21 protein-coding genes are annotated in these 21,549 nt (G+C 73.0%); 12 read left to right on the forward strand and 9 right to left on the reverse strand.

What is annotated here, in order from left to right:
• Positions 1 to 106 precede the first annotated feature (106 nt).
• The 5 genes from ACZ4TW_RS01035 (at position 107) to ACZ4TW_RS01055 (ending at position 6,691) form a co-directional block, all read left to right on the forward strand.
• Positions 107 to 2,131: a CHAT domain-containing protein gene (locus ACZ4TW_RS01035; protein ID WP_465539298.1), complete on the forward strand. Its 2,025-nt coding sequence runs from the start codon at positions 107 to 109 to the stop codon at positions 2,129 to 2,131.
• A 69-nt stretch (positions 2,132 to 2,200) separates the two neighbouring features.
• Positions 2,201 to 3,286 (forward strand): NYN domain-containing protein, encoded by a 1,086-nt coding sequence (locus ACZ4TW_RS01040; protein WP_465539300.1) that lies wholly within the window; start codon positions 2,201 to 2,203, stop codon positions 3,284 to 3,286.
• 102 nt (positions 3,287 to 3,388) lie between these two features.
• The gene (locus ACZ4TW_RS01045; protein ID WP_465539302.1) at positions 3,389 to 4,423 is read left to right on the forward strand and encodes an NAD(P)-dependent alcohol dehydrogenase; all 1,035 of its coding nucleotides are present in this window, start codon (positions 3,389 to 3,391) and stop codon (positions 4,421 to 4,423) included.
• 128 nt (positions 4,424 to 4,551) lie between these two features.
• Positions 4,552 to 6,330, forward strand: coding sequence for a CHAT domain-containing protein (locus tag ACZ4TW_RS01050; RefSeq protein ID WP_465539304.1), 1,779 nt, complete (start codon positions 4,552 to 4,554; stop codon positions 6,328 to 6,330).
• A 13-nt stretch (positions 6,331 to 6,343) separates the two neighbouring features.
• On the forward strand, positions 6,344 to 6,691 hold the full coding sequence (locus ACZ4TW_RS01055; RefSeq protein ID WP_465539306.1) for a CU044_2847 family protein: 348 nt from the start codon (positions 6,344 to 6,346) through the stop codon (positions 6,689 to 6,691).
• A gap of 5 nt (positions 6,692 to 6,696) precedes the next feature.
• Here ACZ4TW_RS01055 and ACZ4TW_RS01060 read toward each other — a convergent pair whose 3' ends face one another.
• Together ACZ4TW_RS01060 and ACZ4TW_RS01065 are read right to left on the reverse strand one after the other, a co-directional pair.
• The gene (locus ACZ4TW_RS01060; RefSeq protein ID WP_465539308.1) at positions 6,697 to 7,221 is read right to left on the reverse strand and encodes a DUF1707 SHOCT-like domain-containing protein; all 525 of its coding nucleotides are present in this window, start codon (positions 7,219 to 7,221) and stop codon (positions 6,697 to 6,699) included.
• A gap of 67 nt (positions 7,222 to 7,288) precedes the next feature.
• The gene (locus ACZ4TW_RS01065; protein ID WP_465539310.1) at positions 7,289 to 7,561 is read right to left on the reverse strand and encodes a hypothetical protein; all 273 of its coding nucleotides are present in this window, start codon (positions 7,559 to 7,561) and stop codon (positions 7,289 to 7,291) included.
• Between the two features lie 175 nt (positions 7,562 to 7,736).
• Between ACZ4TW_RS01065 and ACZ4TW_RS01070 the strand changes: the two genes are divergently transcribed.
• Together ACZ4TW_RS01070 and ACZ4TW_RS01075 are read left to right on the forward strand one after the other, a co-directional pair.
• Positions 7,737 to 8,498, forward strand: coding sequence for a FadR/GntR family transcriptional regulator (locus ACZ4TW_RS01070; RefSeq protein WP_465539311.1), 762 nt, complete (start codon positions 7,737 to 7,739; stop codon positions 8,496 to 8,498).
• A 14-nt stretch (positions 8,499 to 8,512) separates the two neighbouring features.
• Complete coding sequence (locus tag ACZ4TW_RS01075; protein ID WP_465539313.1) at positions 8,513 to 9,799, forward strand: alpha-hydroxy acid oxidase; 1,287 nt, start codon at positions 8,513 to 8,515, stop codon at positions 9,797 to 9,799.
• Positions 9,800 to 9,817: 18 nt separating this feature from the next.
• Here ACZ4TW_RS01075 and ACZ4TW_RS01080 read toward each other — a convergent pair whose 3' ends face one another.
• From ACZ4TW_RS01080 to ACZ4TW_RS01095, 4 genes are all read right to left on the reverse strand, one after another.
• The gene (locus ACZ4TW_RS01080; RefSeq protein ID WP_465539315.1) at positions 9,818 to 10,165 is read right to left on the reverse strand and encodes a hypothetical protein; all 348 of its coding nucleotides are present in this window, start codon (positions 10,163 to 10,165) and stop codon (positions 9,818 to 9,820) included.
• 1 nt (position 10,166) lies between these two features.
• A complete protein-coding gene (locus ACZ4TW_RS01085; RefSeq protein WP_465539316.1) occupies positions 10,167 to 10,646 on the reverse strand; it encodes a hypothetical protein in 480 nt (159 codons plus the stop codon).
• 12 nt (positions 10,647 to 10,658) lie between these two features.
• Positions 10,659 to 10,865, reverse strand: a complete 207-nt coding sequence (locus ACZ4TW_RS01090) for a hypervirulence associated TUDOR domain-containing protein (protein ID WP_465539318.1) — start codon at positions 10,863 to 10,865, stop codon at positions 10,659 to 10,661.
• 126 nt (positions 10,866 to 10,991) lie between these two features.
• Positions 10,992 to 13,334: a glycoside hydrolase family 3 C-terminal domain-containing protein gene (locus ACZ4TW_RS01095; protein WP_465539319.1), complete on the reverse strand. Its 2,343-nt coding sequence runs from the start codon at positions 13,332 to 13,334 to the stop codon at positions 10,992 to 10,994.
• A gap of 114 nt (positions 13,335 to 13,448) precedes the next feature.
• Between ACZ4TW_RS01095 and ACZ4TW_RS01100 the strand changes: the two genes are divergently transcribed.
• The 3 genes from ACZ4TW_RS01100 to ACZ4TW_RS01110 all read left to right on the forward strand — a co-directional run bounded on the left by ACZ4TW_RS01100 (position 13,449) and on the right by ACZ4TW_RS01110 (position 16,678).
• Positions 13,449 to 14,066: a TetR/AcrR family transcriptional regulator gene (locus tag ACZ4TW_RS01100; RefSeq protein WP_465539321.1), complete on the forward strand. Its 618-nt coding sequence runs from the start codon at positions 13,449 to 13,451 to the stop codon at positions 14,064 to 14,066.
• Positions 14,063 to 15,637, forward strand: coding sequence for a carboxylesterase/lipase family protein (locus ACZ4TW_RS01105; protein ID WP_465539323.1), 1,575 nt, complete (start codon positions 14,063 to 14,065; stop codon positions 15,635 to 15,637). Before ACZ4TW_RS01100 ends, ACZ4TW_RS01105 begins: the two co-directional genes overlap by 4 nt.
• Positions 15,638 to 15,892: 255 nt before the next feature.
• Entirely contained in the window at positions 15,893 to 16,678 is a 786-nt protein-coding gene (locus ACZ4TW_RS01110; protein ID WP_465539324.1) for an SDR family NAD(P)-dependent oxidoreductase, read from the forward strand.
• A 16-nt stretch (positions 16,679 to 16,694) separates the two neighbouring features.
• Here the strand turns inward: ACZ4TW_RS01110 and ACZ4TW_RS01115 are convergent, their stop codons facing one another.
• Positions 16,695 to 17,153: an MSMEG_6728 family protein gene (locus tag ACZ4TW_RS01115; RefSeq protein ID WP_465539326.1), complete on the reverse strand. Its 459-nt coding sequence runs from the start codon at positions 17,151 to 17,153 to the stop codon at positions 16,695 to 16,697.
• Positions 17,154 to 17,293: 140 nt separating this feature from the next.
• Between ACZ4TW_RS01115 and ACZ4TW_RS01120 the strand changes: the two genes are divergently transcribed.
• Positions 17,294 to 18,568, forward strand: a complete 1,275-nt coding sequence (locus ACZ4TW_RS01120; protein ID WP_465539327.1) for an ROK family transcriptional regulator — start codon at positions 17,294 to 17,296, stop codon at positions 18,566 to 18,568.
• On the opposite strand, the gene ACZ4TW_RS01125 is transcribed toward ACZ4TW_RS01120, so the two are convergent.
• Positions 18,520 to 19,308 (reverse strand): polyprenol monophosphomannose synthase, encoded by a 789-nt coding sequence (locus ACZ4TW_RS01125; RefSeq protein ID WP_465539329.1) that lies wholly within the window; start codon positions 19,306 to 19,308, stop codon positions 18,520 to 18,522. The two genes, ACZ4TW_RS01120 and ACZ4TW_RS01125, sit on opposite strands and share 49 nt — an antisense overlap.
• Positions 19,309 to 19,480: 172 nt before the next feature.
• Between ACZ4TW_RS01125 and ACZ4TW_RS01130 the strand changes: the two genes are divergently transcribed.
• Complete coding sequence (locus tag ACZ4TW_RS01130; protein ID WP_465539331.1) at positions 19,481 to 20,311, forward strand: alpha/beta fold hydrolase; 831 nt, start codon at positions 19,481 to 19,483, stop codon at positions 20,309 to 20,311.
• Between the two features lie 66 nt (positions 20,312 to 20,377).
• On the opposite strand, the gene ddaH is transcribed toward ACZ4TW_RS01130, so the two are convergent.
• Entirely contained in the window at positions 20,378 to 21,223 is an 846-nt protein-coding gene (gene ddaH, locus ACZ4TW_RS01135) for a dimethylargininase (protein ID WP_465540237.1), read from the reverse strand.
• Between the last annotated feature and the right edge of the window lie 326 nt (positions 21,224 to 21,549).

The following is a 21,549-nucleotide window of genomic DNA, read 5'->3' on the forward strand; positions in this document are numbered from 1 at the left end:
GCAACGACGGACGCGCCCCCGTATTCCTCAGATCAGGGCTGCCTCGGGGACGAAGATCAGTGCTGGCACGCTGGGCTCGCGCGCCCGCCGGCGCAAGGATGCGCGCATGGAGACGGTGCTGGAATTGGAGATCGGGCCCGGGCCGGATCCGGGCACGTACGCCGTGCGAGTGCTGCGGTCCGTCGGCGGAGGCGAGCCCGAGGAGACGATCACGCTCGACCTGGAGGGCCTCGTCGACCGCAGGGCCGACTTCGAGGCGAGCGTGCTCGCCTCCGCGGTCGCAGCTCGTCGCGTCATGACCGACACCGAGGCGGCCATCCAGAAGGTCGGCCGCGCGCTCTTCGAGTCGACCTTCGTCGGCGAGGTGCGCAACGCCTACCGGACGAGCGTCGCCGTGGCCTCCGACCGGGGCAAGGACGTGCAGGTCACCCTGCGGCTCACCGCGCCCGGGCTTGCCGCCCTGCCGTGGGAGGCGCTGTTCGACCCGCATCAGGGCGCCTACCTCTGCCGCAAGGACCCCCTCGTGCGCCACGTGCCGTCGACGTACTCGCCGCCGGCACTCGCGATCCAACCGCCGCTCCGCGTGCTGGCCATGGTGTCGTCGCCGCGCGGACTGCCGCCGCTCGACGCCGAGCGCGAGCGGGACCTCCTGAACGACGCCCTGCGATCGCACATCGACGCGGGTCGCGTCGAGATCGACTGGCTGACGGATGTCACGTGGGCCGCCGTCCACGATAAGCTGCTCGACCACGAATGGCACGTCCTGCACTTCATCGGCCACGGCAACTACGACACCCAGACCGACGAGGGCGTGCTGGCCTTCGTCGACGACCACGGACGTCCCGACTACGTGCCCGCATCGAGCCTCGCCGACCTCCTCGACGAAGCCGAGCCGACGCCGAGGCTCGTGCTGCTGAACTCCTGCCGGTCCGGTGCAGGGGGCACCGAGGACCTCTTCTCGGGCACCGCGGCGGCCCTCGCGCACAGCGGCATCCATGCGGTCGCCGCGATGCAGTTCTCGATCAGCGACACCGCGGCCATCCAGTTCTCCCGCGGGTTCTACTCGGCCCTGGCACGTGGACGAGGCATCGACGAGGCCGTGCGGAGCGGACGCATCGGCATCCTCGGCACGGGTCGCGGGACGCTCGAGTGGGTCACGCCCGTGCTCTACCTGCGGGGTGAGGACACGCGGCTGTTCGAGATCGGGCCGAGCACGAGCACGTCGGAGGCAGGCGCGCCAGCGATGCCGGCACCGCGCGCCAAGGCGGAGCTTCCTGCCGCGAAGCCGGAACCCGCCGCGAGACCGCAGCCGTTCGCTGCATCGGCACCGGCCAGGATGTCGCCGCACGCCGTTCCCGTCGTGACGAACAAGGCGACGGCTCAGCCGGCAGCCCCGCTCCGAGCTGCGCCCGCGCCCTCCGCGATGGACGCCCACACGAGTGCGCGCCCGCCCGCGCCCCCACCGAGCGGCTCGTCGGCATCCCGCGCGGCGACCGTGCCACCGACGGGTCCGCCGGCGACGTCGACGACATCACGGCCGCCCGCGAAACCGGCTTCGGCACCGCGGCGTCGACGCACGCCCGCATGGGTGGCCTGGACCGTCGTGCTCCTCATCGCGGCGGCGGTCACGGCCGTGGCGGCCTCGATCGTGATCCCGCGGTTGACCGGAGTGGGCGAGGACTCCGGCATCACGCTCCCCTTGCCCGGGCCGCTCGGCGGTGGCGGCGACGACGGGGGCGACGAGTCCGGCCTTCCGGCCCGCGCGCCCGACGCGACCGTCTCGGTCGCAGGCAACGAGGAATGGACGGCGACCGGGCTCTCATGCGTCGGCGACGACCGTTTCGAGTTCGCGGCCGAGGGGCAGGTCCGCCCTGCAGGCCCGGGCTCTGCCCCGGTCGGTACCGACGGGGTCGCCGGTGAGCAGGGTCCGAGGCCGGGGATCGGGAATGCCGCCCTCTTCGCCGGGCTGCGCTTCGAGGCCGATCAGCGCCACGCGGTCGGTTCCCAGTCGATCTACACCTGCCCGAACGCGGGCACCCTCTGGCTCGGCATCAACGAGGCGAACGTGGCCGACAACGAGGGCGGGTTCACCGTCCGGATCTGGAAGCATCCCGTGGTTCCCGCGCAGTGACGGCGGGGACGCTGTCGCCGCGGCCGGGCGCGGGCCTACGATCGAGTCGAACCCCGACGGAAGGTCCTCATGCCCGCTTCGGCAGAACCCCGGGTCGCGCTCTACTTCGACTTCGACAACATCGTCATCTCCCGGTACGACCAGCTCCACGGCGAGAGCTCGTACCGCAAGGACACGAGCCGCACCAAGACGGTGCAGCCGGGCACGCAGGCCTGGAAACGGCTGCAGCAGGCCACGGTCGACATCGACGCCGTGCTCGATTTCGCGGCGACGTTCGGCACCATCGCGATCGCGCGCGCCTACGCCGACTGGTCGACGCCCGTGAACGCGAGCTACCGCAACCAGCTCATCGACCGCGCGGTCGACCTGGTGCAGCTGTTCCCGCTCTCGGCGACGAAGAACGGCGCCGACATCCGCCTCTCGGTCGACGCGATCGAGGATCTCTTCCTCATCCAGGACCTCTCGCACATCGTGATCGTGGCCGGCGACTCCGACTACGTCGCGCTCGCGCAGAAGACGAAGAAGCTCGGCCGGTACGTCGTCGGCATCGGCGTCGCGGGCGGCACCAGCCGAGCGCTGACCGCCGCGTGCGACGAGTACGCCGACTACGACGCGCTGCTGGCGACGGACGCCGCGGTGAGCGACGACGAGGCGACGGATGTCGCGGAGCCGGCGCCCTCCGGCCGCGGCGGGTCGACCGGTCGCGCGTCCGAGAAGCCCCCGTCGGCGGCTGCCGATGCCGAGACCGTGACGGCGCCGGCGCGCCGCCGCAGGGCGTCCACGAAGAAGCCCGCAGACGCCCCGAGCGAGCCGTCACCGCCCGCCGACACCGCGTCCGAGCCATCCGACTCGCGGACCGTGAAGTTCGTCGCCCCGACCGAGCCCGGCGCCGCTGCGGATGCACCCGCCGGCAGCGTCCGGAACCCGGGCCGACTCCTCTTGAAGGCGCTCGAGCTGATGCGCGCCAAGACCGACGACGAGTGGCAGTCGTCGAGCGCGGTGAAGAACCAGATGCTGCGGATGGATCCGTCGTTCCAGGAGCGACGGCTCGGGTTCGCCTCGTTCACCGACTTCCTGAAGTCGCGCGGGGGCGTCGTCGAGCTCGACGAGACCCCCGGGCAGAATCGCGTGCGCATCCGTCCCAAGAAGCCCTGAGCCGGAGAGCTCGCGTCGCGGGACTTCCGTCGTGCCATCCGTCGCTCCGTCGCGAGAGACTGAGCCGCGGCGAAGGCGCCACGACGGAACGGAGCGGACGAGATGAAGGCCCTGCAGTATCGCGAGATCGGCGCCGAGCCGGTCGTGGTCGAGGTCGAGAAGCCCGAGCCGGGCCCGGGTCAGGTACGGCTCAAGGTGACGGCCGCGGGCGCGTGTCACTCCGACAGCTTCATCATGAGCCTGCCCGCAGAGCAGTACATCTGGGGGCTTCCCCTCACGCTCGGGCACGAGGGCGTCGGGATCGTCGACGAGCTGGGCGAGGGCGTCACCGGACTCGAAATCGGCGAATCGGTCGCGGTGTACGGCCCGCAGGGCTGCGGTCGCTGCTACCAATGCGCCCAGGGCAAGGAGAACTACTGCGAGCACGCGGCCGAGCTCGGCATCGCGCCGCCCGGACTCGGCGCTCCCGGGTCGATGGCGGAGTACATGCTGGTGCCCGATGCGCGGCACCTCCTGCCCATCGGCGACCTCGATCCCGTCGCGAACGTCGCCCTCACGGATGCCGGCCTCACGCCCTACCACGCGATCAAGGGGTCACTGCCGAAGCTCGTCCCGGGCTCGACCGCCGTCGTCATCGGCGCGGGCGGACTCGGGCACGTCGCCGTCCAGCTCCTGCGCGCCTTGACTCCCGCCACCGTCGTCGCCCTCGACGTGAGCGCCGACAAGCTGGAGCTCGCGCGCGAGGTCGGTGCGCATCACGCGTTCCCGTCCGATGCCGGCGCCGCCGATCGCGTGAAGGAGCTCACCCGGGGCAGGGGCGCCACCGCGGTGTTCGACTTCGTGGGGATCCAGCCGACGCTCGACTCGGGCCACGCGATGATCGCCGTCGAGGGCGACCAGGTGCTCGTGGGCGTCGCTGCCGGCACGCTGCCGAGCGGCGTGCTCGCGGGTCCATACGACTCGGCGGTGCGAGCGCCGTACTGGGGGTCGCGCTCCGAGCTCTTCGAGGTGTTCGCCCTCGCGCACGCGGGACTCGTGCACGTGGAGACCGAGGTGTTCTCGCTCGATGAGGCCCCGGAGGCGTACCGTCGCCTGCACGACGGCACGCTGCGCGGCCGGGCGGTCATCGTGCCGTGAGTCGCGCGCGGAGCATGAGACGGCGGTCGCGCCGGAGTCCGGCGGCCCTGCCGGAAACCGTGAGAACCTGAGATGATCTCAGTGTCGCCACGGTGGCGGCGAGGACGCTGACGCGCCACGGTTCGCACATGGATGCGGTGCTGGAACTGGAGATCGGGCCCGGCCCCGAGCCCGGCTCGTTCTTGGTGCGCGTGCTCCGCTCGACAGGCGGCGGCGAGCCCACCGCGGTCATCAGGCTCGACGTCGACGAGCTCGCCGCACGTCGTCCGCTGCTCGAGGCCAGCGTGCTCGCCTCGGCCGTGCCGGCCCGCCGAGTGCTGCCCGCCACCGAGGCCGCGTTGCGCGACGTCGGCGAGCGCCTGTTCGAGGCGACCTTCGACGGCGAGGTCGGGGCGGCCTACCGCACGAGCCGGGCGATCGCCTCGGAACGCGGCACGGGCCTGCAGCTCGCGCTCCGGCTGACCGCGCCCGAGCTCGCGACACTGCCCTGGGAGTCGCTGTTCGACCCCCACGCCGACGTGTACCTGTGCCGGAAGGAACCGCTCGTCCGGCACGTCTCCGCGCCGTACTCGCCGCCCGCCCTCGAGGTGGAACCGCCGCTGCGCATCCTCGCGATGGCCGCATCGCCGCGCGGGCTGCCCCTGCTCGACGTGGTCGCCGAACGGGAGCGGCTCGAGGAGGCCCTGCGGCCGCACGTGCAGCAGGGGCTCATCGAACTCGAATGGCTCGACGAGGCGTCGTGGGCGGGCATCCACGCCAAGCTCCTCGAACGCGAATGGCACGTGCTCCACTTCATCGGGCACGGCACCTACGACATCGCGACCGACGAGGGCATGCTGGCGTTCGTGGCCCCCGACGGCCGGCCCGACCTCGTGCCGGCGAACGCGCTCGCCGACCTGCTCGACGAGGCGGAGCCGACGCCCCGCCTCGTGGTGCTGAACTCCTGCCAGTCCGGTGCGACCGGCGGATCCGACCTCTTCTCGGGCACGGCCGCCGCCCTCGCGCACAGCGGCATCCACGCGGTCGCCGCGATGCAGTTCTCGATCAGCGACGGCGCCGCCATCGCCTTCGCGCGCGGCTTCTACACCGCGCTCGCGCACGGACGCGACGTCGACGAGGCGGTCCGCAGCGGCCGCATCGGGATCCTCGGCACCGGGCGCGGCACGCTCGAGTGGGTCACGCCCGTGCTGTACCTGCGCGGCGATGACGCGCAGGTGTTCCGGATCGCTCCGGCGGCGGCCAGCAGCCGCGGCGAAGGGAATCCCGCAGCCGAGGCCCGCGCGCGTCGCGCGGCGGGCTCGCGCGCCCGATCGGTTTCAGGCCCTCCCCGCGAGGCGCCGCGCCCGGAGCGCCTCCCTCGTCGCTGGGTGCTGTGGGCCGGCCTGGCCGCGCTCGTCGCGATCCTCGGCATCGGCGGCGGGCTCCTGCTCGGCCAGCCGTGGTCGGATGGCGGCGGGTCGGACGCGGACGGGTCGGACTCCAGCGACTCCGGTTCCACGGGCTGGGGCGAGTCCAGGTACGGCATCGCCGGAGCCGAGCAGAAGGAGGGCCCGGTGGAGGCGGACTCGCCGGATGACGTCGAGACCGGGCTGTGGTGCGATGAGGGAGGCAAGCTCAACATCACCGCGACCGGCGAGATCTGGCCGACCGGGCGTGACGGCGAGCCGGTCGGGCCAGCCGGAATGACGAACGGCGAGTCGCCCGAGCTGCGGATCCTGGCGGACGTCAACACCGCCGCGCTCATCGGCAAACTCGAGGACACGGACGAACCGGCGTTCGAGATCGGCGAGGGGACGAGCTACGACTGCAGGGTGGCGGGCTCGCTGTTCCTCGACGTCAACGACACCTCGGCCGGCGACAACGAGGGCGAGTTCTGGGTCGTCGCGACCTACGTTCCACCGCAGTGAGAAGGGATCCGACATGCAGCGCATCGCCGTGTTGACGACCGCCGACGGGAGCGAGGTCGCCATCCAGGTTCCCGACGGCGTCACCGACGGAGTCACGTTCCGCGGGGGCGGCGGCGCCGGTCCGCTCATCGAGCGCACGCAGCAGAACCTCGATGAGGTGCTCGCCCGTGCCCGGCCGGCCGTCGTGTCGCTGCTGCGCCAGCTGCGCGACGTGGAGGACTCGCCCGACGAGCTCGAGGTCGAGTTCGGCATCCAGGTGAGCCTCGAGGTCGGCGCGTTCATCGCGACGGCGGATTCCGCGGCGAACTTCCGCGTGACGATGCGATGGTCGCGGGAGCGGGACCGCGATCGCGACGACTGACCCGGTCAGCTCCCCCGCTCGTCGGCCTTGCCGCCGGGGCCGTAGATGATGATGGCCGTGACCGGGATGATCAGGAACCACAGCCACGACCAGGCGAATCCCCCGGCGAACCCGGTCCAGAAGAAGAGGCCGAGGGCGATGAACGGCGTGAGCGCCATGATCGTGTCGCCGATGCGGCCGCCGAGCGCCCGCGAGGTGCGCCCAGGAGCGGGCGCGGGGCCGGGGACGGCCGGCGGCGGAGGCGGCGAGTAGGCGTACGCGTCGGCCGAGGGCGGCGCGAGCGTGCCGGGCCCGTCGAGCAGGGTCGGCGCGGCGGTGCCCGTGCGCGGTGCCGTGTCGGGCAGGTCGGCGAACAGCGGCATGAGGTCGCCGCGCGTCACCGCTCCGCGCGCCGACGCGGCACGCTGCTCGTACTCGGCGGGGGTCAGGCGCCCGGCGATCTGCGCGTCGGAGAGGCGCGCGACCGCATCCTCGCGTTCCGCGTTGCTCAGTCGTTCGTCGGGTCGGTCCGGGTTGGCGTAGCCGCTCATGGTTCCAGCGTGCCCATCCCGGATGGCTCGGGGAAGTGACGAAAGCCCCGGACGGCGGCCCCGCGCCTCAGGCTCCGACGCCGGTGGCGTTGGCGCCCGGCTCGTGCTCCGTTCCCTCGTCGAGGGCGCCGCTGGCGTCGGGCACGCCGGGCACCTCCCCGTCCTCGGTGGGCGGCGGCTGGATGTCGTACGACGACATGTCGGCGGGCGGTTCGCTGTCGTCGCCGCCTTCGGCCGGCTCGTCGGGGTGGCGCCGCTCCTCGGGTGCCTCCGCCGAGCTCGCGCCTTCGGCCGGATCCTGCGGGTGCTCGTCGCCGCGGGGCGTGTTGATGTCGCTCATCGTCGTGCGCTCCTTCCGGCGCGGCCGCGCCGTCCCGGCCAGTCTCCGCCGCCCCGGCGGTCGAGGGCAGGGGCTTGCCGAGGTCGGCCGTGCCCGGTAAGAACTCTCCGCTCGCTGTGGTCTGACCACATCTGCTACTGTGGTCTGACCACAGCGGCGCGACGAAGGGGACAGCATGGGCGACGAGGCATCCGCTCGCTCGATCGAGCCGCGCGCGTGGCAGGCCGTGCTCGAGCACATCGAGCGCCGGCTCCTCGACGGCGAGCTCGCGCCCGGCGACCGGCTGCCGGGCGAACGCCAGCTCGCGGCCGAACTCGGCGTCGGCCGCTCGAGCGTGCGCGAGGCGCTCCGCGTGCTCGAGGTGCTGGGGCTCATCCGCACTCACACCGGGTCGGGTCCCACCGCGGGTGCGATCATCATCGCGACCCCGGGCGGCGGCATGAGCGCCCTCATGCGGCTGCAGGTGGCGGCGAGCGGCTTCCCCGTCGACGACATCGTGGCGACCCGCCTCGTGCTCGAGGCGCACGTCGCGGGCGATCTCGCCGCGGCATCCGCCCCCGACCTCGGCGCTGCCGAGCGCCTGCTCGACGCGATGGACGAACCCGGCCTCACCCCGGCCGAGTTCCTCGCGCTCGACGCCGCTTTCCACCTCGCCCTCGCCGAGGCATCCGGAAACCAAGTCGTCACCGCGACCATGGCCGGGCTGCGCAGCGGCATCGAGGGCTACGCCCTCGCCGGTCACGACCGCATCGCCGACTGGCCCGCGACGGCGGCGCGCCTGCGCAGCGAGCACCGCGGCGTCGTCGCCGCGATCAGGGCGGCGGATGGCACGGCCGCCCGCGCCCGCATCCACGACCACATCTCGGGGTACTACGCCGAGATCTCCCCCGCCCGCCCGCACGAGCGCGGCGCCACCGCCGCGAACGGCACCCCCTAGGAAGAGAGCCCACCATGGTCCAGCGCCAGTTCCCGAACCCGCGCGAGCTCGCCGAGCTCATGCGGTTCAAGAAGCCGACCCTGAACCCCACCGACCGCCGCCTCGAGAAGGCGCTCACGATCGCCGACCTGCGCGACATCGCCAAGCGACGCACGCCGAAGGCGCCGTTCGACTACACCGAGGGCGCCGCCGAGGGCGAGCTCTCGCTCACGCGCGCCCGCCAGGCCTTCCAGGACGTCGAGTTCCACCCGTCGATCCTGCGCAACGTGCCGGTGGTCGACACGAGCCGCGAGGTGCTCGGCGGTCCGAGCGCCCTGCCCTTCGGCATCGCGCCGACCGGATTCACCCGCCTCATGCAGACCGAGGGCGAGGAGGCCGGCGCGGGCGCGGCGGGCGCCGCGGGCATCCCGTTCACGCTCTCGACGCTCGGCACCACGTCGATCGAGGGCGTGAAGGCCGCCAACCCCGACGGCCGCAACTGGTTCCAGCTCTACGTGATGAAGGACCGCGACATCTCGTACGAGCTCGCGCGCCGGGCGGCCGCCGCAGGCTTCGACACGCTGTTCTTCACGGTCGACACCCCCGTCGCCGGCGCGCGCCTGCGCGACAAGCGCAACGGCTTCTCGATCCCGCCACAGCTCACGCCGGGCACGGTCCTCAACGCGATCCCGCGTCCGGCGTGGTGGATCAACTTCCTCACGACGCCGAAACTCGAGTTCGCGTCGCTGTCGTCGACGGGCGGCACGGTCGGCGAGCTGCTCGACTCGGCCATGGACCCGACCATCTCGTTCGCCGACCTCGACGTGATCCGCGAGATCTGGCCGGGCAAGATCGTCGTGAAGGGCGTGCAGACCGTCGAGGATGCGAGGCTCCTCGCCGACACCGGCGTCGACGGCGTCGTGCTCTCCAACCACGGAGGCCGCCAGCTCGACCGCGCGCCGATCCCGTTCCACCTGCTGCCGCACGTCGTCCGCGAGGTCGGGAACGACATGGAGGTGCACATCGACACGGGCATCATGAACGGCGCCGACATCGTCGCATCCATCGCCCTCGGTGCCCGGTTCACCCTCATCGGCCGCGCGTACCTGTACGGGCTGATGGCCGGTGGGCGCCGCGGCGTCGACCGCACGATCGCCATCCTCCGCGGCGAGATCGAGCGCACCATGAAGCTGCTCGAGGTCGGGAGCCTCGACGAGCTCGGCCCGCAGCACGTGACGCAGCTCGCGCGCCTGCAGCCGATCGCCCGCCCGGTGGCCGATGCGGCCGACGCCGCCGCGTCGCGTCTGCCGGTGCGGCTGTGACCGCGCCGGTTCGCGCCCTCAGCCCTCGTCGATGAGCTCGAGCAGCTTCTTCGCGGCGTCGCGGATCTCGATGTGGTCGTACTGGCCCGCGCGACTCTCGAGGGAGATCACCGCGCAGCGGTGCACCTTCCGGTAGTCGCCGTACGGGAACGAATAGGCGCCCTTCGTCTCGCCGTTCTCGTCGTCGTCGATGCCCAGGTGCCAGTGCCGGAACTCGGTCCAGCCGTCCTTCTCGATGACGGCGTTCTCGTCGTCGGCGCTCGGCGCATGCTCGCTCCAGTCGTCGCGTTCGTCGCGCACGACCTTCCCGTCGCGCACGAGCGAGCGCGCGTGGCGGAGCGCCGTCTCGTTGAGGCGGATCGCCATCTCAGGCCTGCTTCGCCTTCATGCGGCGCACGCGCTGCTTCGCGGTCTTGCGCGCGCGCTCCTGGTCGGTCGGCGTGAGGATGGCGGCGAGCGCGGTCCGGAACCCGCTGAGCACCGCCATCCTGGACGGCTGCTTGACCTGGGCCCGCTGCTGCTTGATCGTCTTGGAACGGCTGCCCTTCTTGGGCGATCCCGTCGACGAGGCCCGCCCGCCCGCGGTGCCGTAGCGGAGAGAGACCCGTTCGAGGCGGGCCGATGTGCGCTTCGCCGACGCGGCGGTGGCGCGCGGCCGGCGCGCGGCATCCTTCTTCACGCGCTCGAGCCGCCGCTGCTCGGCGGTCGCCGCGGCCGTCACGCGGCTCTTCGCCGGTTCCGGCAGCGACGAGGCGAGCTTGCGCGTCTGCTTGTTCGCACGCTCCGCCTCCTTCACGGCGCGCTTCGCGGCGCGGCGGGCCTGACGCTCGGTCTCGGTCTTCGGCATGCGCGGTCCTTCCTACTTCTTCAGCACTCGGAGCGCAGTTCCCTTGTGCGCAGCTCGTGCTCCGGTCTTCTCGCTCTCGACGATGAAGGCGGGTTCGTCATCGCTCGCGGTGAAGTGCTGGCCGTCGAACGTGAAGTCGCGGGTCCTGCGGTCGATCACACGTCCCCGGGTGCGCCCCTGGGAGGTCGCCCAGCTGACGCGGTCGTGCACGGCGACCATTCGCTCCACCTCGGATCTCGGACGGCGGCCGGTGCCGGCCGCTCGTTGGCGAGGCTACGCCGCGCGGCACACGCCCCCAACCCCCTTGACCACATCCGGCGGAACCGCAACGCGCGGTGTGGCGCGCTACACCCGCGACGCGTTCGCCGTGGCCAGGAGCCGCTCGACCTGCTCCACCGGGACGGGCGAGCCCGGGAACGTCGCGACGCGCCCGATGGGCATCGAGCCCATCATCTTGTCCAGGCTTTCGCGGTCGAGGCCGAGCCCGCCGTCGCCGTCGGTCGCGCCGGCGCCGAACAGGCCCTCGCCGCCCGAGAGCGCCGCCGCGAGGAGCGGTCCGGCGACCGGGTGGGCCAGGATCTCGGCGACCGTCGATTCGAGCGAGAGCGGGAGCCGGACCGGGTCGCCGTCGACCTCGACGGTCGTGATCGAGCGGATGTCGCGGCTCGACGCGCCGACCTCGACCGTGTAGCGGCCGCCCTCGACCACCCAGCGGTCGACGCGGGTGTCCCAGTGGGCGAGGTCGCCGCGGCGCACGCGGACCTCGACCTCGGCGGACTCGCTCGCCGCCAGCCGCACCTTGGCGAAGCCCTTCAGATCGCGCGGGGCGCGATGCACGGACGAACCGGGCACGGACGTGTACACCTGTACGACCTCGGCCCCGTCGCGGTCGCCAGTGTTCGCGACGGGCACGCGGACGACGAGCCCGTCCTCGTCGCTGCTCACGGCTGCCTCGCCGTAGGCGAACGTCGTGTAGGACAGGCCGTGACCGAACGGGAAGGTCACGTCGAGCTCGCGCGCGTCGTACCACCGGTAGCCGACGAGGATGCCCTCGCCGTAGCGCACGTGGCCGTGCTCGCCGGGGAAGTTGCCGAACGCGGGGGTGTCCTGCAGGCGCACGGGCACGGTCTCGGCGAGACGGCCGGCCGGGTTGACCGCGCCGAAGATCACGTCGGCGACCGCACCGCCGCCGGCCTGGCCGAGCAGGCCCGTGCCGAGGATGGCCGGAACCCGGTCGGCGAACGGGGCGAGGCGCACGATGCCGCCGTGCGAGAGCACGACGACCGTGTGCGGGTTCGCCGCGAGTACTCGGTCGACCAGGGCGAGCTGCTCGGCGGGCAACTCGAGGTCGGTGCGGTCGTAGCCCTCGGACTCGAGGCGCGCGGGCAGGCCGAGGAAGAGCACGGCCACGTCGGCCGCTGCGGCGGCGGCGACCGCGTCGTCGGCCAGCCCCGCGGCATCCGTGCCGTCGAGCGTGAAGCCGGGCGCGAACGCGACCGCGGCGTCGCCGACGACCTCGCGGATCGCATCGAGCGCGGTGTCGACGCGCGTCGGGTTGACGTGCGAGCTGCCGCCGCCCTGGTAGCGCGGCGTTCGGGCGAACTCGCCGATGACGGCGACGGATGCCTCGGGCGCGAGGGGCAGCAGCGCGCCCTCGTTGCGCAGCAGCACGATGCCGGCGGCGGCCGCCTCGCGCGCCAGGGCGTGGTGGGCATCGACGTCGACGATGACGTCGGCGCGGGCCGCGCCATCCGTCACCCCATCGCCGGCGGCCCCGGCGAGTGCGCGCCGCACGAGCGAGACGACGCGCGCGGCGCCGGTGTCGAGCACCGCCTCGTCGAGTTCGCCCGCCTCGACCGCCGCGACCAGCGCGGCGTCGCTGCGCCCGCCGTTCGAGGGCATCTCGAGGTCGAGACCGGCCGCGAGGGCCTTCACTCGGTCGGTGACCGCACCCCAGTCGGAGACGACGAGGCCTTCGAAGCCCCACTCGCCACGCAGCACCTCGGTGAGCAGCCAGTGGTGCTCCGACGCCGGGATGCCGTTGATGCGGTTGTACGAGCACATGACGGTCCACGGCTGCTCGTCCTCGACGACGCGCTGGAAGGCCCGGAGGTAGATCTCGCGCAGGGGGCGGGGGTCGACGTCGGACGAGACGCGCATGCGGTCGTCCTCCTGGTTGTTCGCGGCGAAGTGCTTGAGCGAGGCGCCGACACCGCGCGACTGCAGGCCGCGCACGAGCGCCGACCCGAGCACGCCGGAGACGAGCGGATCCTCCGAGAGGTACTCGAAGTTGCGCCCGCACAGCGGCGAGCGCTTGATGTTGATGCCCGGGCCGAGGAGGACCGAGACGCCCTGGCTGCGGGCCTCGTCGCCGAGCGCCGCCCCGACGCGCTCGAGGAGGTCGGGGTCGAACGACTGGGCGAGCGTGACCGCGGGCGGGAAGCAGGTCGCCGGGCGGCTCTCGGCGAGGCCGAGGTGGTCGCCGGTCTCGTCCTGCATGCGGACGCCGTGCGGGCCGTCGGTGAGCATGATCGAGGGGATGTCGCCGACGCGCTCGGTCGTCCAGAACGTCGCGCCGCTCGTAAGGGCGGCCTTCTGCTCGAGGCCGAGGCCGGCGACGAGGTCGCGGGCGGATGCCGCGAGGGAGCCGCCTGCGTGGGCCACGGCCTGGTTCAGGGTGTCGGTCATGTCGGTGGGTCCTCTCGGCGCTCGTCGGCGAGACTGCGAAAACCATATGTAGCTCGGGTTTCAAATGCAAGTGTCATTCGGCTTTTGGGACGCGGGCGGCCTAGGATCGGTGGCATGGCACAGCGAGGGTCGTACGCGAAGGGCGTCGCGAAGCGCGAGGAGATCCTCACCGCGGCGCTCGACGTCATCGCCCGCGAGGGATACGGTCGAGCGTCGGTGAAGGAACTCGCCGACGCCGTCGGCCTCAGCCAGGCCGGGCTGCTGCACTACTTCTCGTCCAAGGAGGAGCTCTTCGCCGAGGTGCTCCGCAAGCGCGACGAGGTCGACCGCGCCGCCCTCGACACGGGCGCGGCCGACGACCGAGCGACGACCGACGGCTTCGTCCGCACCATCCGCCACAACGCCGAGGTGCCCGGGCTCGTGCAGCTCTACTCGAGGCTCGCGAGCGAGGCGACCGATCCCGGGCATCCGGCGCGGCCCTACTTCGAGGAGCGCTACCGGAGCCTGCGCCGCACGACGTCCGAGTCGATCCGCGACGGGCAGGCGGCCGGCGCCATCCGGGGCGACGTCGATGCCGACCAGGCGGCGGCGCTGCTGCTCGCGGTCGCCGACGGGCTGCAGACCCAATGGCTCATGGACCCGGCCATCGACATGGCCGAGCACGTCGAGGTGTTCGTGCGGCTGCTCGCGCCCGCGTCGTCGGCGGACGCCGCGCGCGAGGAGGCGCGATGACGCTCACCGAGCCGGTCACCCACGTCGAGGTCGAGACCCCGTCAGGCCGCGTGCGCGGCGCCTGGCGCGGGAGGCCCGGATCGCCGGGTGCGTCGGCGGCGTTCCTCGGGATCCCGTTCGCGGAGGCGCCCGTCGGCGCGCTGCGATACGCCGCGCCCGTGCCCGTCGCGCCGTGGGAGGGCGTGCGCGACGCGCTCGAGTTCGGCCCGACGGCGCAGCGCGGCGATCCCGGGGTGACGCTGATCCCGGAGCCATCCGTGCCGGGCGAATCGACGCTCAACGTCAACGTCTTCACGCCCGCGCCCGAGCCCGCAGCGCCGGGTTCGGGCCTGCCCGTGCTCGTGTGGATCCACGGCGGCGGGTTCGTGGGCGGCTCGCCGGCGAGCCCGTGGTACGACGGGCGCGCGTTCAACCGCGACGGCGTCGTCACCGTCACCGTCTCGTACCGGCTCGGCTTCGACGGCTTCGGGTGGATCGCCGATGCGCCCGCCAACCGGGGCGTGCTCGACTGGCTGCTCGCGCTCGAATGGGTGCAGGGCCACATCGCCGCGTTCGGCGGCGACCCGGCGCGCGTCACGATCGCCGGCCAGTCGGCCGGCGGCGGCGCGGTCCTCACGCTGCTCGGGCTGCCGCAGGCGCAGGGCCTGTTCCACCGCGCATGGGCGGTCTCGCCGGCGACGGCCGACGTGCCGGCTGCCCGCGCCGAGGAGGTCGGGCGGCGGCTGGCCGCGCTCGGCGGCGTGCAGCCGACGCGGGCCGGACTGTCGACGCTGACCGAGTCGCGCGTGCTCGAGCTGCAGGAGCTTGCCCCGCGGGCCGACGGCGCGAGCGCGGCCGACGGGCTCCGCTCGATGGTCGCGGACGGGCTGCCGTGGGGTCCCGTCGTCGACGGCTCGATCGTCCCGCGGCCGACCCGCGCGTCGTACCGCGCCGGCGTCGGCGCCGACGTGCCGCTCGTGCTCGGTGCGACCGACGACGAGTTCGCGATGGCCTTCCGCGACGCTGCCGCGAGGCTGCGCTGGGTGCCGGCGTGGCTGGCGCTCGGGCGCATGGGATTCGCGGGGCCGGCACGGCGCAAGTGGCTTCGCGCGAATCGCGAGACGGCGCGGCGCGGCACCGCGGCCGTGCTCGGACGCTACGTGAGCGATCGCATCTTCCGCGCGCCGCTGGTCACGGCGGTGGCGGCGCGCGCGGCCGGGGCCGGGGTCGGGGGCGGGGCCGGGGCGGGGGCCGGGGGAGAGGCGACGGATGGCGCGGCCGCCGCCGCGGGCACCTGGGCGTACCGCTTCGCCTGGCGTTCTCCGTCCTATGCGGCGGCGGTGCACTGCCTCGACGTCCCCTTCCTCTTCGACTGCCTCGCCGACGAGCACGTGGAGCGGATCGCCGGCCCCACCCCGCCGCAGCCGCTCGCCGACGAGGTGCACGCGGCCGCGGTCGCGTTCGTTCGGGGCGAGGATCCGTCGTGGTCCCGCGCGACCGGCCCCCGGATCACGGCGCGCCTCTTCGACGTGCCGGTCGCGACGGTCGACGACGCCTACGCGTCGGCCCGGCCGCTGGCCGAGGCGAGCTGACCGTCGGGGCGCGGCACCTCGGCGAGCGACCAGCGGCGCGATACGCGACTTCGGTCGGTCGAGTACCGCCGCGTGAGGCGCGACATCCGTCGGTCGAGCAGCGCCGCGCGCAGGCCCGCCGCATATCGAGACCCAGCCGAACGGTGTGTGCGGGGTCCGCGCAGGGCGGGGTCCGCGCAGGAAGAGGTCAGTGCAGAAGCCGATCCGACGATCGCGGCGGGGGCGAGGGGCACGCGCCATCCGTACGATGTCGACATGGAGACCCCGTCGATGTGGAATCTGGAAGGGCGCGTCGCGATCGTGAGCGGCGCCGGCAGTCCCGAGGGCATCGGATTCGCGACCGCGCGGGCCCTCGGCGAGCTCGGCGCCGGCCTCGTGCTCACGGCGACGAGCGAGCGAGTCCATGAGCGCGCCGAGGAGCTGCGCCGCGCTGGCATCACCGCGACCGCGCTGGTCGCCCGTCTCGATGTCGAGGAGCAGGTCGACGACCTCGCCGCGGAGCTCGCGGCCACCGGCATCCGCCCGACCATCGTCGTCAACAACGCCGGCATGATCGCGTCCGGCGATCCCGAGATGCTGCACGGCGACGGCACGATGACCCTCGCCGACTGGAACGCGCACCTCGCGATGAACCTCACCACCGCGTTCCTCCTGACTCGCGCGATGCTCCCCGGCATGCGCGAAACGGGCTGGGGCCGGGTCGTCTGCGTGTCGAGCGTGTCAGGACCGCTCATGGCCTCACGCGGCGACGTCGGCTACGCCACCGCCAAGGCGGGCATGCTCGGCTACGTGCGCGCGCTCGCGGTCGATGAGGCGATCTTCGGCATCACGGCCAACGCGGTCGCCCCGGGTTGGATCGCCACGGCCAGCCAGCAGCCGAGCGAAGCCGAGGAGGGCCTGCTCGTGCCTGTCGGCCGCAGCGGCAGGCCCGACGAGGTGGCCTCGGCGATCGCGTGGCTCGCGAGCCCCGGCGCGTCGTACGTGACGGGCCAGCTGATCCCGGTCGACGGCGGCAACGCGATCGCCGAGGAGCGACGCTGAGCGGGTCGCGCGCAGCTCAGACGATCGTCTCGTGCCCCGGCGGCCACACGTACGGCAGGTCGGACGGCACGTCGGCTGCGATGCCCGCGTAGAACTCCGGGTCCTTGCGCAGCAGGTTCGAGCGGTGGGAGCGGTGGAACGCCTCGTCGCCGAACCAGGGCGGCAGCTCGAAGTCGCGGGCGCGGAACGCCGCGCCGTCGTGCCGGTCGACGTCGAGCTCGACGAGCGTCTTCACGCGGCAGGTGTCGGCGTGACCGCGACGCTCCCACTCGTCGCAGACGGCATCCTGGTAGGCCATGAGCGCCGGGCGGAACCCCCGCCACATGCGGGTGACCGGGTGGTGGCGCCATCCGTAGTCGGGAATCGTGAGCGCGCGCATCACCTGGAGCGTCTCGACGCGCTGCTTGCCCAACCGCACGGTGTCGAGCACGGCCGCGCTGCGGTCGAAGTCGGGGAACGGCAGGAACGTCTGCATCGGATGTCGCCCCCTCCCCGAACGCGTGAGAACACGGTAGGGCGAATGGCTGGGAGGCGGCTACGGGTTGACGGTCGTGACGCCCCTCCCCCCGAACGGGGTGCTTTCTGCGCGCCGTCCGTCGCCAGCATGCTTGCGCCATGACGCAGCCCGGCTCGCACGCCGATTTCCTCCCCGACCCGAGCGCGACGCCCTCCGCCCAGCACCCCGAGCAGGCCGGCGCGGTGATCGACCACCTGCTGGCGCACGGCAGCGCGACCCGGTCCGAGCTTGCCGCGGCGTCGGGCCTGGGGCGCACCGCCGCATCCGCACTGCTGCATCGCCTCGTCGAGCGCGGCGTCGCGGTCGACGCCCATCGAGCGCCTCAGGACGACCCGCATGCCCCGATCGGCGCGCGGGGCGGACGGCTCGCGCTCGCCGTGGCCGACCGGCTCCTACTCGTCGCGGGCGTCGCGGGCGACGACGCGGTCGCCACCCTGGCCGAGCTCGACGGCACCGAGGTCGCGCGCTACGAGGAGCCCGTCGCGCTCGTCGACGGCGATCCCCGCCCCGGTCCCGCCGCCGCGCTCGACGCGCTCGCGCTCGTCGTCGACCGGGCGATCGCCCACTCGGCACGCGATGACCGGCGCATCGCGGCCGCCACCGTGGTCGTGCAGGGTGCCGTCGCCGGCTCGCCCGAGCTCGCCGTGCTCGACGACGCGCTGGGGCTCGAGCCGATCGACGCGATCGCCGCGCTGCGAACCCGGTCCGAGCGGCTCCGCGAGCTCGAGGCGTCACTCGTGCTCGCGCCTGGGCTGGTCTCCGGACCGAGCGCTGACGCCGTCACCCAGGCCGCGCTGCACGGCGCCGCCGTGCTGTTCCACGTGACCGGCGACACGCAGGTGACCGCGGGCATCGCCATCGGGGGCCGCCCGTTCCACGGGGCCCACGGGCTTGCGGGCACCTTCGGGCACCTGCCCGTCGTCCCCGACGGGATCAGATGCGCGTGCGGACGTCGCGGATGCCTGGCGACCGTCGCCTCGCCCTCGATCGTGCTGGAGCGCGCCGAGCTCGGCGACGTCGAGCGAAGCTACGGCCGGCGCGACGCGCTGGAGGAGCTCGCGGCACGCATCGCCGACGCCGACGACCGGGCACGGTGGGCCTGGCTCGATGCCGCCAGGTGGATCGGTCGCGCCCTCCAGCTGGTCGTGCCCACGATCGACGCCGACGTGATCACGGTCGGCGGATGGTGGGCTCCGTTCACGGCCGACATCGACGCCGCGTTCCGCGACAACCGTCCCGACCTCGGTGGCGGCGCGCTCGCGTCGATCGCGCGGATCGCGCCCGCAGCAGCCGACCCGGCCACCGGCTTCGGCGCCGCGGCCCGTCAGGCCCGCGAGCGCTTGCGCTCGACGTTGGTGGCGAGCTCCTCCTGACGCGGTCGGTGGGCGAACCGCCAGGCCAGCCCCCAGCCGGTGACCTGCACGATCGCCTCGATCACGATCGCCGAGCTCATCTTCGACCGCCCCCGCTCGCGCTCGACGAACGTGACGGGCACCTCGACGACGGCCAGGCCGTTGAGCACGGCGTGCCACAGCATGTCGACCTGGAAGCCGTAGCCGCGGGTGTGCACCTCCTCGAGGTGCAGGGCGCGCAGCGCATCGGCGCGGTAGACCCGATACCCGGCGGTCGCATCCCGCACGGGCAGCGCGAGCATCCACCGCGAGTACGTGCTGCCCGCCTTGGAGAGCCAGATGCGGCGTCGGGGCCAGTTCACCACCGATCCACCCGGCACCCAGCGCGACCCGATCACGACGTCGGCGGCCCGGCCCGCGGCATCCGTCGCCTGCAGTCCGGCGACCATCGCGGGCAGCTGCTCGGGCAGATGCGAGCCGTCGGCGTCGAGCTGGATGATCGGGTCGTAGTCGCGCTCGAGCGCCCAGTCGAAGGCCGCGAGGTACGCCGCGCCCAACCCCTCCTTGCCGCGGCGATGCAGCACCTGCACCGCCGCATCGACCCGTGCGAGCCCATCGGCGAGCTCGCCCGTGCCGTCGGGCGAATGGTCGTCGACCACGAGCACGGCCGCCTCGGGCAGCGCGCCGCGCACCCGCCCGACGATGTCGGCGATGTTCTCCCGCTCGTTGTAGGTGGGAATGACCACCAGCGGCCCGCTCATCCGCTGCTCCTCACCTCGGCCGGCACTGCAGGCATCGTACCGGCGCGGGCCCGATACACCCACACCCTGCGGAGCGGCCCGGAATCGGGGCATCCTCCCGGGGGCCTTGTCCGACGCCCGCCGGGGGTGCTGGACTGACCGGGCACGCCACGACCAGACCAGGGGGAACCGCATGCCGACCATCACGATCGGGACCGAGAACTCGGCACCCATCGAGCTCTACTATGAGGACCACGGCGCCGGTCGCCCGGTGGTGCTCATCCACGGCTACCCGCTCGACGCGCAGTCGTGGGAGAAGCAGCAGCGCGCCCTGCTCGCCGCCGGCTTCCGCGTGATCGCGTACGACCGGCGCGGCTTCGGCCGCTCGGGCAAGCCGACGACCGGGTACGACTACGACACCTTCGCCGCCGACCTGAATGCACTGCTCGACGCACTCGACCTGACCGAGGTCTCGCTCGTCGGCTTCTCGATGGGCACCGGCGAGGTCGCCCGCTACCTCGGCACCTACGGCAGCGACCGCGTCGCCAGGGCCGCGTTCCTCGGGTCGCTCCAGCCGTACCTGCGGCAGACCGACGACAACCCGGCCGGCGCGGCACCCGACTTCGATGGGCTGAAGGCGCAGGCGGTCGACGACCGATTCGCGTGGTTCGACGGGTTCTTCGAGAATTTCTACAACCTCGACGAGAACCTCGGCTCGCGGATCTCCGAGGCGGCCGTGCGCGGCAGCTGGGCGACCGCGGCGCAGGCGTCGTGGTACGCCGCATCGGCGTGCGTCGACACCTGGCTCACCGACTTCCGCAGCGACGTCGAGAAGATCGACGTGCCCTCGCTGATCCTGCACGGCACGGCCGACCGGATCCTCCCGATCGACGCCACCGCGCGCGAGTTCCGCACGCGCCTGCCCTCCGCGGAGTACGTCGAGATCGAGGGCGCACCCCACGGCCTGCTCTGGACGCACGCCGAGGAGGTCAACGCGGCGCTGCTGACGTTCCTCGCGAGCTGACGGGGTCGACGGGCCGGCGGGGGCGCGGGCCGGTCTTCCCCGGCCGCGCCCCGGCCGGATCAGCGATCAGCGACGCAGCTCCAGCGTGCAGCACTTCACTCCGCCGCCGCCGAGCAGGAGCTCGGACAGGTCGACGCCGATCGGACGGTAGCCCGCCTCGCGCAACTGACGCTCGAAGCCGGTGGCTCGGGCCGCGATGACGACGTTGAGCCCGTCGCTGTACGAGTTGAGGCCGAGGACCGCCGCGTCCTCGTCGGAGACCAGGATCGCGTCGGGGTACCGCTCGCGAAGGATGGCGCGCGACGGCTCGTCGAACGCGCTCGGCAGGTACGCGATGTGCTCCTGCCCGGTGCGCGAGTCGAGGACTGCGATCGCGGTGTCGAGGTGGTAGAAGCGTGGGTCGACGAGGGTCAGCGTGACGACCTCGCGGCCCGTGATGCGGGCGAGCTCCTCGTGGCTCGAGGTGTCGCTGCGGAATCCGGTGCCCGCCAGGATGACGTCGCCGACGAGCAGGAAGTCGCCCTCCCCCTCATTCACCTCGGCGGGCTCGCGCACGTCGAAGCCGGCGTCGCGGAACCAGTCCATGTAGGCGGGGCCCTCGGCGGCGCGCTGCGGGTGCGTGAACCGCGCGCCGTAGGCGATGCCGTCGATGACGGTGCCGCCGTTGGCCGCGTAGACCATGTCGGGCAGGCCCTCGACGGGATCGATCAGGTGGACGTCGAAGCCGAGGCCGACATAGGTGTCGTGCAGCACCTGCCACTGGCGGAGGGCGAGGGCGGTGTCGGTCGGCTTCGCGGGATCCATCCACGGGTTGATCTGGTAGACCACCGTGAAGTGCTCCGGACGGCACATCAGCACGCTCTTCTTCGACGGCGTGCGGCCGGGCGTCCGAGTCTCGGTCTGCTCGGCCATCTCGGTCTGGGTCTGGGTCTGGGTCTCGGTCACAATCGACATCTCACTCCTCATGAGGTTCTCGTGAGCCGAGCGCGGCGGCGAGCCGCCGGGCCCGGCAGGTGCGGTGTCGGCGGACCAGGTCGCTCTCTCGAGCCTCGGCGACGGCGTTCGGATCGCGCCGCCGTCGAGACGCCACTCCCAGTGTGCCCGTGAAGTCGCGCGCCTTCTCGGCTTCACGCACACGATACGTGCGCGTTCGGCCATGAAACGCAACCGATGACCGGCGGCGGATGGCTCATCCGCACGTTCTCGTCGTCGTCAGCGCCCCCACGCGTCCGGGTGCA

This window comes from Agromyces sp. NPDC029043 (assembly GCF_055564615.1).